The following is a 15,490-nucleotide window of genomic DNA, read 5'->3' as shown; positions in this document are numbered from 1 at the left end:
CTTCAACGCCGTGTTTCTGCTGCTGTCGATGCCGACTCACTTTGTTCCCGGAGACGCCGCCGTCTCCTCTCGCAGAAACCCGGATTCGCGAAGGAAACCGGGTTTCGGAACGGTCCTGGAGAACCGGGATTCCGATCTAAAGCGAAGCCATCTCCCTGCCCTGCCCTCCCACTGGCCTGCCCTGCCTTCTCCTCGATCCAAACCGACCGAGTCGACTGCCGCAGGAGCGATGGCCCTTGGGGCAAGCGTGCAAAGCCATTGGTCCTCCCGTGTGGTATCACGCCCGGAGGCTCCCAATCACTCGAGACTTTGACCGCTCACACGAAACCGTATCGTTCCTCCTTTCATGTCACCATGCGTTGGAATACCGGGGGCGAGTCCCGCCACCCGGGATTCTTCCCGCGGGCGTTCGCTCTGGGTGGCCATACCCCCCCCGTCTATGCGTGACCTTGACATGGCCGCGCCTATAATGCCCCAGGTTCTCGCGAGGCGATGGTCGAAGGCCATCGTCGAGGAACGAGCCGGAGCCGTCGTGGAGCTTCGGAGATAGCAGCGAGGCCGGTCGAGTTTGAGGAGTGGAGAGAAGGTCGCGATCCTTTCGGTTGTTCGCGTCGAAGTAGGATGAGGTAAGCACGTCCGAGTCCGTCCGTCGGTCGCCCTTCCGGGCGGGCGGCGGGCGTCAGTCGAGGGCAACTCCCATGGCAGAACGACAAACGCTCCCCGTCCTCCCCATGCGGGGGACGGTGATTTTTCCGGGAATAACGATACCGATCAACGTCGGGCGTCCGGGGACGCTCCGCGCCATCGAGGCGGCGGTCAAGGGTGACGGCCTGGTCTTCGCCGTGGCGCAACGCGACAACGCGGACGAGCCCGCCCCCGAACAGCTTTACAACATGGGCGTGGTCGCCAGGATCGGCCAGGTCCAGCGAGGGCTCGGGGGCCTGCAACTCCTGCTTCAGGGCGAACAGCGGGCGAACGCCCTGCACTATCGCCCGACCGAAGGTTACTTCAGCGCCGACGTCTTCCCCGTCGAGGAGATGCGGGCGCTCAACGAGAATGACCCCGCGTTCGTGGGCCTCTATCGCGAGACCCGCGAGCGGGCCATGGAATTAGGCGAGCGCCGGGGGCTCCCCGAAGAGGTCCTGCACCAGGTCATGGACTCGGTCACCGACCCGGGACGGTTCGCCGACCTGGTCGCCGGGTACGTCGAGCTGACGACGGCCGAGAAGCAGTCGCTGCTCGAGACGCTCGGCGTCGAGGAGCGGATCCGCCGCATCCTCATCCACGTCCAGCGCCAGATCGGCATGCTCGAGGCCCAGGCGTCGATCAAGTCGCAGGTGCAGGAAGAGCTCGGCGAACGCCAGCGCGAGATGTACCTCCGCGAGCAGCTCAAGGCGATCCAGAAGGAGCTGGGCGAGGACGACCAGTCGCGAGAGACGGCCGACCTGCGGGCCAAGCTCGACGCCCTCGAGCTGCCCAAGGACGCCCGCGCCGAGGTCGACCGCGAATTGGGACGGCTCGCCCGCGCCGGTCGCGAGTCGGTGGAAGGTCAGGTCATCCGGACCTACCTCGAGTGGGTCGCCGAGCTCCCCTGGGGGACGCGCTCGAACGACGACCTCGACCTCGTCCACGCGACCGAGGTGCTCGACGAGGACCACTACGGCCTGAATGATGTGAAGGACCGCGTGCTCGAGTTCCTCGCCGTCCGGCAGCTCCGGGCGAAGCAACTCGCCCACGAAGTCGAGACGGTCGGCGAGTACCCGGCCGCCAAGCTCAAGGCCGAGAAGGACACGGCGACCCCGACGCTCGGGCAGGTCCACGACGACGGCCGGGCGATCACCGACTCGGTCGAGGTCAAGGCTCGCGCCATGGCCCGAGGGCCGATCCTGCTGTTCGTCGGGCCTCCCGGCGTGGGCAAGACCTCGATCGCCAAGTCGATCGCCCGGGCCCTGGGGCGGAAGTACGTCCGAGCGGCCCTGGGCGGCGTCCGGGACGAGGCCGATATCCGGGGCCACCGGCGGACCTACGTCGGCGCCATGCCCGGCCGGATCATCCAGGGGATGAAGCAGGCGGGGACGAAGAATCCCGTCTTCCTGCTCGACGAGGTCGATAAGCTCGGCGTCTCCTACCAGGGGGATCCGGCCAGCGCCCTCCTCGAGGTGCTCGACCCCGCGCAGAACGACTCGTTCACGGACCATTACTTGAACGTGCCGTTCGACCTGAGCGAGGTCCTGTTCGTCGCCACCGCGAACTTCATCCAGAACATCCCGGCGCCGCTCTTGGACCGGATGGAGGTCGTCGATTTCGCGGGCTACACCGAGCGTGAGAAGGCTGAGATCGCCAAGGCCTACCTGATCCCCCGGCAGCTCGAGGAGTCGGGCCTTGCCGACAAGGGGATCCGCTTCACCGACGACGCCGTGATGGCGATCGTGAGCCGATACACCCGCGAGAGCGGGGTCCGGCAGCTCGAACGCCAGGTCGGGGCCGTGGCGCGGAAGCTGGCACGTCGGATCGCGGTCGGCGAGCCGGTCGACCTCGAGGTCACGCCGGAGGAGGTCCGCGACCTCCTCGGACGGCCGAAGGTCCACCCCGAGCACGTCGGGCTCGAGAACGAGGTCGGCGTCGCAACCGGGATGTACTACACGCCGGTCGGCGGCGACATCATGTTCGTCGAGTCGGCGATCCGGAAGCTCGAAGGGCCGGGCCCGGCCGACTCGGCGGTGCAGGCCTCGGGCTGGGGCAATGTCTCGCTGATCCTCACGGGCCAGCTCGGCGACGTCATGAAGGAGTCGGCTCGGGCGGCTCTGACCTACTCGGCGAGCCAGGCCCGCCGGCTGCGGATCCCCCGCGACCGGCTCGGCTCGATCGAGGTCCACGTCCACGTCCCGGCCGGGGCGATCCCCAAGGACGGCCCCTCGGCCGGCGTTGCGATGTCGGTCTCGATCGTCTCGGCGATGTCGGGGCGGCCGGTGCGCCGGGATATCGCGATGACCGGAGAGGTCACCCTGCGAGGACGCGTCCTGCCGATCGGCGGCGTCAAGGAAAAGGTCCTGGGCGCCCACCGCGCCGGGATCACCCACGTCATCCTGCCGAAGGACAATGAGGCCGACATCGAGGACATCCCCGAGGAAATCCGCGAGTCCCTCACCTTCACGTGCGTCTCCACCCTCGACGAGGTCTTCGACCTCGCCCTCCTCCCCGTCCCGGCCCCCTCGGAGCCGGCCGACGTCGAGGATCTTGAGGTCGGCATCCACGCCGGCGTCGTCGTCGGCTGATCGATCGAAAGCCTCGAGCGATCCGCTGCGAGAACGGTCCGCTCCGCGACCCGGCACCCTGCAAAGGGAGCCGGGTCGCGGTCGTTATCTCGCTCCTCGGGGGGACGCATCGTGGTGGGGTGATGGTCGCCTTCGCCGATGGCTCCCTGAGGTTCCTCGCCGAGACGATTTCCCCGGAGACGCTCGAAGCCCTCACCACGGCCGCGGGGGGCGAGCGAACTGGGAGCGGTGAGCCTGCGCTCCTCGTCGAAGTCGACGTGGCCCAGTCCGGTCGACTTGGCCGGAGGCTCACCACTCTGAGGTGAGGACTCGTGCAGCGAGTGATTCCTTCGGCCAACGCCCGGGTGGGGCCCGCAACGAGGACTCCCGTCCGGCGAGTCATGGGAAAATGGCTGCCGATCCCAGCGTGGGCCGCTTCCGAACCCCTGTCCGCGCTTCAACGCCGTGCGCCCGACGTTGCCACCGCCGACCCCTTGTTCCTCCTGGAAACCCACGGCAACCCTCTCGCAATCGCCAACCTGATGCCTGGCTTCGCGATAAAGATGTGTTTTGGAAACACGGCGTTGGAGAATTCCCTCCGGGCCAGGTGCCGTCATGGGGATTGGCCCCCTTTTTGCTTCCGGAAATGGTCGTGGTATGGAGGCTCCTCGCGGTGGCGATACTGCCACCTCACTTTGGCTGAGCTCGCCTGAGACAAAGGTATTGCAAATTGTGAATGTAGTGAAATGTGCGCATGCGTTCCCGGGGTTCGAACGCCCTTGGCGTCGAGACTTGGAGAAAGTTTTCCGCGGGAAAACCAATGGATTTCGATTGGTTTGGGTATTTGTAAGATCCGAAAATCCTAAGAAATCGGCAAATTGATTATGGGATCATGCTGTTGTCCTTCGAAGTCCTGGTGTCGATCACTTGCGGGTTGGGCCAGGGATTGAGGGCCGGTTGTGCTGGGTTAGATTGCCTAAAACCCCTGCGTTCTCGACGGTGTAGGCCGAGTGTTGCGGAAAAACATCGAGTTGGGTCTGTTTGAATCGATGTATCTTGACCGAGATTAGGCGACAAGAGACCCTTTGCTTGACTCGATGAGTGCGAGTGGAATAAGTGACCCACCATCCATCCATTCCCTCGGGGCGGTCGCGACGGCCGCGGCCAACCCGGCTCCCCTTGAGTCGGTCCTGAGTGCAGAGGCGTGTGCCTCTTCCCGCCGACTCGGCTCAGAAGTAATGTTGGAAGGAGTCTCGATCACGATGCCGCTTAAGAAACTTCTCTTCTTGCTAGCGACTCTCTCTCTCCTGGCAGAGGCGACAGAGACTCGCGCGACGGTGCTGGCGCCGGGCTCGACCGTGGTGCCCGATGCCCAGGCCAATCCGCTGACAAGCCCTGGCTTCTTCGTCGAGGCCACGACGAACGGGACTTACAACGCGCAGTTCCAGGGCTCGACCCTCGACTCCGGCACGTACACGGCGTCGGTGGTCCGCGACCTGTCCTCGGGGACGCTCGACTTCGTCTACAGGTTCACCGCCGACTCGTCGAGCCAATCCGGGATCCTGGGACTGACCGTGTACAACTTCGGCGGCGTGACGACGGACGTCGGCTACGTCGCCGACGCGAGCGGGAACTCCCCCAGTTCGGCCACGCGACTCAACCCCCCCGGCTCGGTGATCAACTTCAGCTACTCCGGCGCGGATGCCGTGACGGCCGGTGAAGCCTCGAATGTGCTGATCATCCGGACGAACGCGACGCAGTTCGCCTCGGGCCTCTTCTCCCTCCAGGGTGGTGCGACCGACACCGTCGCCGCCTACCAGCCGATGGTCGTCCCCGAACCCTCCTCGCTCGCCCTCTCCGGTATCGGCGGTCTCGCGCTGTTCGGCTTCGCCCGACGTCGCAAGGCCCTCGCTGCCGCCTAGGTCATGCTCCGTTTCTAGGGCCGTCGACGAGAGGGGCGAAGCTGGCCCTCGATCGACGGCCCGGCGTTGTTCCTGCCTCCGGCTTCTCCTGCCTCCCTCCCTTCCTTCTCGTTCGAGATCATCCGAGCACAAAATCCTCCCAGATCCTCTCGCAGGGTTTCGGTCCCACGCGCCTTCGTCTCCGATCGGTTACGATGACGAGACGAGGTGTCCGCGCGACGTCGGACCGGAGGAGTCTCCACTCGGGGGGCGATGATGGCCGCCGAATACGACCGATTTGCTGCGCAGTATAAGATGTCGAAGTTGCTTCCGTTCCGCTCGCATGTCGAAGGCTACACCTTCTTCAAGATGCTCGGATCCCTCGAGGGTCTCACCGTCCTGGATCTGGCGTGCGGCGAAGGTCACTACACCCGCCTGATCCGGCAACAAGGGGCGGCGCGGGCGGTCGGGGTGGACCTCTCCTCCGAGATGATCGGGCTGGCCGAGGCCGAGGAACGACGCGAGCCGCTCGGGATCGAGTACGTCTGCTCGGGGGCCGAGGACCTGGGGACGATCGGGTCGTTCGACGTCGTCACCGCCGCCTTCTTGCTTAACTGTGCGCGCACTCGAGAACGCCTCGGCGCGATGTGCGACACGATCGCGGCGAACCTGAAGCCGGGCGGGCGGTTCGTCACGATCAACAGCAACCTCGGCCCGGGCGTCCCGCCCGATATCGCGAAGTATGGCTGGCGCGCGGCCGAGTCGACCCCCCTCGAGGAGGGGAAACACTATCCGCTCACGTTCCTGTCGGGGCCGGAAGAGTTCACGATCGTCAACGTGTTCTACTCGCACGCGACCTACGAGGAGGAACTCGCTCGCGCGGGGTTCGTTTCGGTGCGCTGGCAGCCGCCGGAAGTCTCGGACGAGGGGGTGCGGGACGCGGGCCGGGAGTTCTGGCAAGACCTCATTGAGTTCCAGCCGATCGTCGGGATCGATTGCCGATTGCGAGGCGAAGGGGAGCCGATGTAGGGACGTCAGGGGGCCCCGTCGGTATACTTTGAGGAGACGCGGTCGACCGGGGCGTCGCGGGGCATGCCTCCCGCACCTTCGGGTCTGACGCGGACCGAGTTCGTCCGTCGTCCTTTGCGAGGCGGGCCCGACCCCGCAAGATTCGCCGCCATGTCCCGACGCGCCTCGCGCCGACCTTCGCCCCGCCGGATTTCCCGGGAGCCGTTGCGCTCGCAGCCTCGTCGTCGTCTTTGGATCGTCCTGGGGGCGGTTGGGCTCGTGGTCGTGGGGATGGGGCTCGTGGCCTGGGCGTTCCTCCCGGAGCGCCCCGAACGTCTCCGCGATCGGGCCGAGGCCGAGAGCAAGGCGGGCGACTGGGCTGCCGCGGCCGAGCATTGGCGTGCGGTGAACGGGACGAAGCTGGCCCGAGGACGCACCTACCTGGCCGAGGCCCGCGCCTGCCTCGCCCTGAATCGGGCCTCGCAGGGAGAACGGGCCTTGCGACAGGCAATCGCTGCCGACCCCTCCGACCCCGACCCGCTCCGACTCCTGCTCGAGATGCTGCGGGTCGAGGACCGCGCCGACGAGGTCCAGCAGCTTGCGTGGGAGGGCTATGCGGCCGTACCCGCCTCGTCGCGTCGCGGGGTGCTCCGCGACCTGACCCTGGCGCTCCTGGCCGAACTGCCGGAGGACCGGGTGCGTCCGATGCTCGACCGCTGGGTTGCGGGCGACTCGGCCGACGTCGACGCCCAGGTCGCCCGACTGCGACGGATCGCCGCGGCGCCGAGGGCGGGTGACCCGGGGCAGGACGAACGGATCGCGACGCTGACCGACATCCTCGCCCGCGTCCCGGACCACCTCGGCGCACGCGAGGCCCTGGTCGCGGCCCTGGCCGACGCCGGAGAGCCCGACCGAGGCCGGCAGGCCCTCGACGCCTGGCCTTCCGAGTCCCGCGATGACCTCCGCTACCTGCGGCTCCGGGGGCTATGGGACCTCGACTACGACCAGCAGCCGGCGCGAGCCGTCGAGGCATTCGACCGCGTCCTCTCCGTCATGCCCCACGACTGGAAGACGAGGTATCGCCAGGCGCGGGCCCTGGCCCGCCTCGGCCGCTCGGACGACGCCCGACGCGCCGCCGAATCCGTGGGCCGGCTCCGCGAGTACCTCGAGCCGATGACGGCCGGCCCCCGACTCGGCGCCGACTTCGCCCATCCCGACGACCCCAAGTCCCTCGCCGACCTGGCCGACCTCTGCGCCAGGGCCGGCCTCACCCGGCTCTCCGACGCCTGGCGCCGCGAATCCATTGCCCCGCAAGTCGGTCCCGACCCCAAACCCCTCGACTCGGGCTTGCTCGGCCCCCCCTCCTCCCTCCCGATGCAGCCCAGCCTTCGATGAAGTCTGCCTTCAGCGAATCGAAAAATATTAAAATAAGCAGGCAGGTGTCTGGTTCCCCGGTGGCCGGTTGTCGGCACGACGTTTGCTTTTCTCCTCAATCATTGGTCCCTCACATCAATGGGAACAGGAGGAAGGCAAATGCCACGGGGCGATAAGTCGAAGTACACCGACAAACAGAAGCGAAAGGCCGAGCACATCGAGGAGAGCTACGAGAGCCGCGGCGTCCCCAAGGACGAGGCCGAGAGTCGGGCGTGGGCGACCGTGAACAAGGAATCCGGCGGCGGCAACAAGTCGGGCTCCGGACGAGGGGTCGCCGACACCCACGTCTCCAGCGCCAAGGGGGGCAAGAAAGGCGGGGCCGCGTCGGCAGCCCGCACCCCGGAAGAACGCTCCGCCTCGGCCAAGAAGGCCGCCGCGACTCGGAAGCGGAACCGCGAGGCGAAAGCTGAGGCGTAGTCTCAAGAGGGGGAGGACTCACCACAAAGGCACATAAGGACACGAAGGGAAAGTCAAAGAAAGATTCATTCGATCCTTCTTTCGTGCTCTTCGTGTGCTTCGTGCCATTGTGGTGAGTCCTCTCCGTTCCGTACACCTCACGCGAAAGGGGGGGGGCGAGTTGTCAACTCGCCCCCCCCTCATGTTTCGATGGCTGATGCGTCCTTCAGGCGGGCTGCCACTGACTCTGGACTTCCTTGTGGTCCTTGTCGAGGTGGATGTGGTCGTGGACCTTGGCGACCCAGTCCATCGGGATCGAGTGGTGCTGGCCGTCCGGGCTGTCATTCTTGGTGAGCTTGATGTGGTCCCCCTCCACGTGGTCGACCTTGCCGACCTTGGTGCCGCACGAGGCGTAGACGTCCATGTGCTCCTTGATGTCGACGGGGGAGCCGACGGGGCCTGTGCTCTCGGAGAGGGACGCACCGGTCTTGTTGGGATGTTCGGCAGACATGGTTGAGCTCCTGTAAATGTTGTGAGGGCCTCCGTTGGCCCTGGATGACATGGAGAGAGGATTAGTGCAAACCTCGCGCCGTACCGGCTTGCAATCAAACGAGTCCAGATTATTTTGATTGATGATGCCGGGCGGAGCCGTCCCTGTCCCGGATCAGAAGCTGGCCTGTCCGCGGCATCGGTTGCATCGTCCCGTCGCCCCGTTCAAAATATCTCGAGGCCGACCGATCCAGGGGAGTTGCCCGGTCGCGTCCCCGTGGGACGGCCGTCGTCGGGCGGGCGAGGCCCGACGCCTTCGAGAGGCAATTCCCGAGGCACGCGACCCATGCACGAATCCGGCGGCCCGGCGATCATGGGGGCCTGGGAGGCGGCCGACCTTGTGGTCCTCGAAGAGGCGCTCGCGGGGCTCGAGACGCTCGTGCCGGGGCTGCCCGCGAGGCTCGTGCGATACGTCGTCGAGGGCGAGGATGCGGCGGCACTCGAGATCCTGGCGACGCTCAACGGGAAGGCGTGCGAGGCCCTGAGGGTCAAGTCGAGCTCAGTGAATCTCCAATGCGCCCCGGATGAAAACCCGGCCTGGCGACGTTGGTTCGAGGGTGTCGGAGGGCCGGATGTCGTCGTCCTGCTCCGATTGGCCAAGGTCATCACCGCCCCTGCCCCATTCCCGTCGCCGTGGGGCCTCGCCACGGGGACGAAGGCGGATCGCTCGGCGCTCCTTCGGCCGCTGGGTCCGCCGGATTGGCTCGAGCCGCTCCTTTGGGAGTTCTCTTCGCCGAAGCCGACGAGCCGCTCGCCCTTCTGGGCTGCGAACACTCTCTCCGCCGCTCGGGTCGAGGACTTGCTCCGTGCCGACGGGTCTCCCCCGAACCTGCTCTATCGCGACGCCTTCCCCGCCCATCGCTTCGGTTCCAACACTCTCCGGCTCTTGGCGGGCCTGGTCGGTTATGGGGAGGGGGTGGCCCGTCATCCTGTGATCGTCCTCGAGGCCCTGGCCCGGCCCACCGCGTCGGAGAAGGCCCGTGCGCTCGACATGTTCCCGGGGCACGAGATCCCCGCGGCCCCGTTCGTCGAGCCCCTGACGGCGCTCGCCGTCTCGTCGGCGAAATCCGTCCGCGACGCCGCCGCTGCGCTCGTGATCGGGGTCGGCGAGCTCGCCCTGCCCCACTTACGGCTCTTCGTGGAGTCGAGCTCGCCCGAGGAACGGTTCCATGCCGTCCAACTGCTCGGTAAGCTGGGGACGGGCGCCGCTCTGGCCTTACTTCGGGCTCGGGCTACCTCGGAGACGTCGACCAAGGTCAAGGTGGCGATGGCCGAGTTGCTCGCCGAGGAAAAGGCCGGTATGCAGGGACCCTCGATCCTGACGCTCCCACCGATCGATGTCTTCCGGGGCGTCGCCCTGGGCGACGCGGATCGGGGGGCGCTCGAGGCGCTTATCGCCGAGGCGAACCGGAAATTGGCCGCCGGGAAAACAACGAAATACCTCGGGCAGAGCCTGAAGGCGATCGGTCCCCACACGATGGCCGAAGGGCTCGAGCGACTCGTCCAGCCGACCCCGTGGAAAGGGGCGCCTGGCCTCTCATGGGAGACGGCCCGAAAGGCCGACCCCTCGGCATTCGAGGCGTACCTGAAGCGCCCAGGCCTGACCCTCCTGCACGCCGTCCGCCTGCTCCGGCTGACCGGTGACCTGTGTTACTCGCACATGGAAGGGCACCTGCTCTACACCGATTTCGAGACGCCCCTGGTCGCCTACCGCGATTCGCACGAGCCTCGGGTCAACCTCCGGGACCTTGCGGCCGCGTTCCAGGCCTCGGCGTTGGACGTGCTCTCGATCGCTCGGGCGCGGGTCAACGCCCGTGGGATGCAGCGATTCCGCTGGTCCGACGAGGCGACGTGGCCCTACTTCGCCGATCATCTCGACTGGCTCGAGGCCGCCTACATGGCGACCTCGGACCGCGGCATGGATTACGGTTGGTTCTCCCAATTGGAACGCCGCCAAGAGGTGTTCGGGATCCTCGCGACGTTTCCGACACCTCCACCCACCTTCCTCAACTTGCTCTGGAGCACGGCGCTCGGGGCGGCGAAAGGGCTGCGGCCATCGGCCCAGCGGGCCCTGGAGGCGCTCCCCGACTGCGGCGCGAAGGTCCTGGCGGCCCTCGCCTCGGGCAAGCAGGACGAACGGATTGCCGCCGCCGATTGGGCGGCCAGGTCCCGTCCTGAGGGGGCGTTCGAGGCCGTCGAGCGTGCCTTCGCCTCCGAGCGCAAGGACGCCGTCCGGGCCGCCCTGATGGACGCGAGGGACCGCCTCGGCGAGGGGGGCTCGACGCCCGCGAGCCCCTCACCTTCGGAGACCCCCTCTGACGATCGCGAGGAACTCCGCGCCGAGGCCGCGAAGGGCCTCAAGGGGGGCGTCCCCAAGGGGCTCGCCTGGTTCCCATTCGACCGGCTGCCCCAGGTCCGATGGAGTCTCGACGATGCCCCACTCGCCGCCGACGAGTTGACCTGGCTGGTCGTGCAGGCGTTCAAGGCCAAGTCGCCCGAGCCGAACGCGATCCTCCGCCGACGCGTCGCGCAGTGGCGTACCGACGACGCCGGACGCCTCGGCCGCACGATCCTTGACGCCTGGATCGGCTATGACCTCACCGGGCCTTCGGATGAGGTCGTCAAGCAGCGCATCGCGGAGTGGGACAAGATGGTCCAGATACTCCTGCCGAGCGTCACGAGCCCCCAGGCGCTCGAGGATCTCCGGGCGAATCAACAACGGTTCCTCCACCAGCCGGTCGGCAGCGCGATCGGCGGGAAGGGGGTGCTGGCGATCGTCGCCGCGAGCGGCCCGAAGTCGGCCGGCTCGACCGTCCGGGGCTACCTGGACGAGTGGTACGGCAACCGCGTCCATCAGTGCCGGGCCCTGCTCCAGATGCTCGCTTGGGTCGAGGACCCCGAGGCGGTCGCGACCTTGCTCGCGGTCGCCAAGCGGTTCCGGACCAAGAGCATTCGCCAGGAGGCCGAGGCGCAGGTGCGCAAGCTCGCGGAGAGGAAGGGGAAGACCGTCGCCGAGCTGGCCGACCAGGCCTTGCCCGACCTCGGGCTCGACGCCGAAGGCCGGCTCGTCCTCGACTTCGGGAGCCGCCGCTTCTTCGCCAAGCTGGACGTCGGCGCGAACCTCGTCCTCGAAGACGAAGCGGGCAAGCACCTCGACTCGCTCCCCGCCCCTCGCAAGGCCGACGATCCGACGAAGGTCGCCGAGGCCAAGACGGCGTTGACCGAGGCCCGCACCCGGCTCAAGGCCTTGCGGAAATCGGTCGCCGACCGGCTTTATGAGTCGCTTTGCGAGCAGCGGAGCTGGCGCTTCGGCGAATGGCGAGTGACGCTCCTCGACCATCCGCTCGCGGGCCGGCTCTGCCGTACCCTCGTCTGGTCCTGCGACGCTCCCCCAGCGACCTTCCGGCCGCTCGAGGACGGCTCGTTGACCGGCCCGGACGACGACGAGGTCCGCCCGAGCCCCGATTGGACCGTCCGCCTGGCACACACCCTGACGCTTCCTGATGAGTTGTTACGTCGATGGAGGGAGCACCTCGCCGACTACGAGGTCGAGCCGCCGTTCGGCCAGTTCGGCGCGGCGTTCCGCTTGCCCGAGGTGCAACGCGGCGAGACCTCGATCTCAGCCACACTTTCCCATCCCTTGACGCTTCAGATCCTCAGCCGGCAGGCCAAGGGACTCGGCTACGACGCGAAGGCCTATCGCTTCGAGGACGGCGGCGATGAGTTCCTCAAGCATTTCCCCGGCGCGGGGCTCCAGGCCAGGATCACCGTAGAGGAGGCCGACGGCGAATACGACGGAGAGGTCCAGGCCCTGGCCCTTTCGTTCCTCCGTTCCATCGCCTCGGACGGGCGTCGCGCCAATCCCGCTCGTGTGCCCCTCGGAGATGTCCCGGCGGTGCTCCTCAGTGAATGCCAAGGCAACCTGATGGCGATCGTCGGCAGGGACGCCTCGTCGGCTGGACACGTCCAGGAGTGAGTCGAACTGGGGATGTTTTGGCCACAGATGGAATGCGTGTACGGAATATTGATTTGTCGGCAGGTCAATGGAGTGGATTGGTCGTGGCGATAACACAAAAAGTTGATGCTATGTTTGCAGCTAGATTTCGGATGAGGATAATCTCCCGGTAGGCGGGGCACTCCTGCCCCGCCTACGGAGGGGGCTGTGCGGTAGTGCGACTGTTGACAACGAACGCTGTCATAGCACACCCCGAATCAAGGTTTGACGCGGCGTAGGAATCGAGATGGGATCGCCAGGACTCATTTGCGCCTTCCGTGGCGTCGTCGAGTCCTCATGGGGATGGGGAAATCGGGATCCTCGGCGTCGAACTCCTCGGGGTCTTCGGGTTCTTTGAATCTTTCGCGTCTATCGAGCTCATCCGATCCGAATTGCATGAGCCGCATGAAGTAGTGGATCGATGCGACCGTCGAGACGACGGCCGCAATCACGCTGCTCCCGAGATCGATCGACGGGAAGATCTTGTGGGTAAGGAAGCCGAGGACGATCCCCAGGGCGAGGAGGCCCAGGTTGATCAAGAGATAGCAAAACCCCCAGCCAATCAGCAATCCCATCGAAAAGATCTCACGTCGAGGCGATCAGGGGTTGGACTCATCTGCTTCAATGATCATCGCCGCCGATGCCCGAGGCTTGCAAGACCTCGCTGGGGCTGACCTTGGCTCGGCCGATGCCCTGGTAGGTGAATCCGAGGGCCGCGAGCTTGGCCGGGTCGTAGAGGTTCCGGCCGTCGAAGATCACCGGCTCGCGGAGGAGTCGCGCGAGGACCTCGAAGTCGGGGTTCCGGAACTCGTTCCACTCGGTCACGATCGCCAGGGCGTCGGCCTGCTCGAGTGCCCCATAAGGCCGGTCGCAATAGGTCAGGCGATCGCCGTAGATCTCGCGGACATTGTCGATGGCCACGGGGTCGTGGACCCGCACCGACACCCCGGCCGCCAGGAGCGCATCGATCAGCACCAGCGAGGGGGCCTCGCGGATGTCGTCGGTCTTCGGCTTGAACGCCAGGCCCCAGAGCGCGACGGTCTTGCCCTCGGCGTGGTCGCCGAAGTGGTCGAGGATCTTGCGGACCATCACGTCCTTCTGGGCCTCGTTGACCGCGTCGACCGACTCCATCATCCGGGCGGGCACGCCGTGCGATTGGGCCATGTGGATGACGGCGCGGATGTCCTTGGGGAAGCACGAGCCGCCGTAGCCGACGCCGGGGAAGAGGAAGCTGAAGCCGATCCGCGAGTCGTGGCCGATGCCCCGGCGGACCTCGTTGATGTCGGCGCTATAAGACTCGCAGAGGTTGGCCATCTCGTTGATGAAGCTGATCTTGGTCGCCAGGAGGCAGTTGGCGACATATTTGGTCATCTCGGCGCTTTCGGGCGTCATGACCAGGAACGGCCGATCGGTGCGGAGGAAGGGGGAATAGAGCTCTCGGAGCCGCTCGCCGACCTCGGGCCGTCGGACGCCGACGACGACCCGGTCGGGCTTGTTGAAGTCGTCGATGGCGGCGCCTTCCTTGAGGAACTCGGGGTTATTCGCGACGTCGAAGGGGACATCGGTGACGGCGGCCATGCGTCGTGTGAGCTCGGCGTTGGTGCCGACGGGGACGGTGCTCTTGATGACGATGATCTTCCGCTCGACGAGGTGCCTGGCGATCTCTTCGCCGACGGCCCAGACGCCTCGGAGGTCGGCGCCTCCGTCATCGCCCTGGGGGGTGCCGACGGCGATGAAGATGATCTCGCTGTCGGCGATGGCCTCGGGCAGGGAGGTCGTGAAGTTGAGCCGGCCGTCGCGATGGTTGCGGTGGACGAGCTCGGAGAGGCCGGGCTCGTAGATCGGGATGATGCCCTGCTTGAGCCGCTCGACTTTGTCCGCGATCTTATCGACGCAGATCACGTTGTTGCCGCTCTCGGCGAAGCAGGTGCCGGACACGAGTCCCACGTAGCCCGTTCCAATAACGGCGATCTTCACGGAAGCAGTCCTCAAAGAAGGGGGCCGATGGCAGGTTTGCCTGGGGAGATTGCGAATGGCTGGGATAAGTCTAGGACAAGTTGCGGGTTGGGGAGCTTGTCGCGGAAAGGAGAGGCTGGCGAGCGGTTCGACTTGGTCAAGAACGACTGTAAGGGATATCCCTCCTGCTGACAATCTGTGAGGGTATCGAGAACGAAGAAAGATTCGCGAAGATCGCGGGTTGCGATGATTTTTCTCGATGTCCTGCGGTTCATGCTCGAGGCCGACCTGTCGGCCAGGCGTGTTGTACGGGTCTCGCGACGAACGAAGCTCCCTCCTCGGCAGCATCACCGCGCCGGCCCATCGGAGGGATTCAGCTCAGCCGTTCGATCTGCTCGACGAGCTGCCGGCGCACTTCTTCGGGCCCTTGCCTCTGCCAGAGTTCGAGCCAGCGAGGGTCGGCCCAGTCGGCGAAGAGCCTCCGACGGACTTCGGGGTCGCTTCGAAGGGCGAGGACTCTTGGCCGCAACTCGGCCAGGAGGGCGGCGAATCCCGAGGCGGCCGGGCCGAGGGCCTCGGCGGCGCGGTCGCGGAGTGCGGCGGCGAGGGCGGGGCTTGCTCCCGAGGTCGAGACGGTCAGCGTCAACGGGCCGTCCCGCCAGATCGCGGGGATCGAGAGGTCGCCCGTGTGGGGAGCACTCGCCGAGCCGACCCAAATTCCGGCACGCTTTGCGTCGGCGACCACCCGTCGATTCACCTCGTCGGTCGCGGCGGCCCAGACGAGTCGAACCCCATCGAGGTGCGCCGGGGCATAGGGTTCGGACCGGACCTCGACCCCGGGCAGGGCTTCCTCACGTGCATTCGCATGAGGGTCGACGCCGATGACCCGCGCCCCCGCCTCGGCCAGCCCGGCCGCCTTACGTCTCCCGACCGGGCCTAGGCCCACGACCAGGGCCGTCATGCCGCGCAGGTCGAGCTCGATCGAATAGCCGGCCATG

General features: G+C 66.6%; 11 protein-coding genes. 7 read left to right on the top strand and 4 right to left on the bottom strand.

Annotation, left to right across the window (positions count from 1 at the left end; translation table 11 throughout):
- Window positions 1-698 precede the first annotated feature (698 nt).
- The 6 genes from lon (at window position 699) to ACYOEI_RS21455 (ending at window position 8,014) form a co-directional block, all read left to right on the top strand.
- Complete coding sequence (lon, locus tag ACYOEI_RS21480; protein ID WP_462851621.1) at window positions 699-3,275, top strand: endopeptidase La; 2,577 nt, start codon at window positions 699-701, stop codon at window positions 3,273-3,275.
- Window positions 3,272-3,580, top strand: coding sequence for an H-X9-DG-CTERM domain-containing protein (locus tag ACYOEI_RS21475; protein ID WP_462851770.1), 309 nt, complete (start codon window positions 3,272-3,274; stop codon window positions 3,578-3,580). The genes lon and ACYOEI_RS21475 overlap by 4 nt, the downstream gene beginning before the upstream one ends.
- A 936-nt stretch (window positions 3,581-4,516) precedes the next feature.
- The gene (locus ACYOEI_RS21470; protein WP_462851620.1) at window positions 4,517-5,176 is read left to right on the top strand and encodes a PEP-CTERM sorting domain-containing protein; all 660 of its coding nucleotides are present in this window, start codon (window positions 4,517-4,519) and stop codon (window positions 5,174-5,176) included.
- 207 nt (window positions 5,177-5,383) lie between these two features.
- Window positions 5,384-6,184 carry a class I SAM-dependent methyltransferase gene (locus ACYOEI_RS21465; RefSeq protein ID WP_462851619.1) on the top strand — a complete coding sequence of 267 codons (801 nt, stop codon included), beginning with the start codon at window positions 5,384-5,386 and terminating at the stop codon, window positions 6,182-6,184.
- Window positions 6,185-6,334: 150 nt separating this feature from the next.
- Window positions 6,335-7,558 carry a tetratricopeptide repeat protein gene (locus ACYOEI_RS21460; protein WP_462851618.1) on the top strand — a complete coding sequence of 408 codons (1,224 nt, stop codon included), beginning with the start codon at window positions 6,335-6,337 and terminating at the stop codon, window positions 7,556-7,558.
- Window positions 7,559-7,696: 138 nt separating this feature from the next.
- Entirely contained in the window at window positions 7,697-8,014 is a 318-nt protein-coding gene (locus tag ACYOEI_RS21455; RefSeq protein WP_462851617.1) for a plasmid stabilization protein, read from the top strand.
- Window positions 8,015-8,219: 205 nt separating this feature from the next.
- On the opposite strand, the gene ACYOEI_RS21450 is transcribed toward ACYOEI_RS21455, so the two are convergent.
- Complete coding sequence (locus ACYOEI_RS21450; protein ID WP_462851616.1) at window positions 8,220-8,504, bottom strand: DUF2171 domain-containing protein; 285 nt, start codon at window positions 8,502-8,504, stop codon at window positions 8,220-8,222.
- Between the two features lie 324 nt (window positions 8,505-8,828).
- Between ACYOEI_RS21450 and ACYOEI_RS21445 the strand changes: the two genes are divergently transcribed.
- Window positions 8,829-12,518 (top strand): DUF4132 domain-containing protein, encoded by a 3,690-nt coding sequence (locus tag ACYOEI_RS21445; RefSeq protein WP_462851615.1) that lies wholly within the window; start codon window positions 8,829-8,831, stop codon window positions 12,516-12,518.
- A 281-nt stretch (window positions 12,519-12,799) separates the two neighbouring features.
- Here the strand turns inward: ACYOEI_RS21445 and ACYOEI_RS21440 are convergent, their stop codons facing one another.
- The 3 genes from ACYOEI_RS21440 to ACYOEI_RS21430 all read right to left on the bottom strand — a co-directional run bounded on the left by ACYOEI_RS21440 (window position 12,800) and on the right by ACYOEI_RS21430 (window position 15,489).
- The gene (locus ACYOEI_RS21440) at window positions 12,800-13,111 is read right to left on the bottom strand and encodes a hypothetical protein (RefSeq protein WP_462851614.1); all 312 of its coding nucleotides are present in this window, start codon (window positions 13,109-13,111) and stop codon (window positions 12,800-12,802) included.
- Window positions 13,112-13,157: 46 nt separating this feature from the next.
- On the bottom strand, window positions 13,158-14,513 hold the full coding sequence (locus ACYOEI_RS21435; protein ID WP_462851613.1) for a UDP-glucose dehydrogenase family protein: 1,356 nt from the start codon (window positions 14,511-14,513) through the stop codon (window positions 13,158-13,160).
- A 352-nt stretch (window positions 14,514-14,865) separates the two neighbouring features.
- Window positions 14,866-15,489, bottom strand: coding sequence for a precorrin-2 dehydrogenase/sirohydrochlorin ferrochelatase family protein (locus ACYOEI_RS21430; RefSeq protein ID WP_462851612.1), 624 nt, complete (start codon window positions 15,487-15,489; stop codon window positions 14,866-14,868).
- Window position 15,490: the final 1 nt, after the last annotated feature.

The sequence above is a fragment of the Singulisphaera rosea genome (assembly GCF_054877945.1).
Note: the sequence above shows the minus strand (reverse complement) of the source record. Positions and strands in the feature narration are given on the sequence as shown.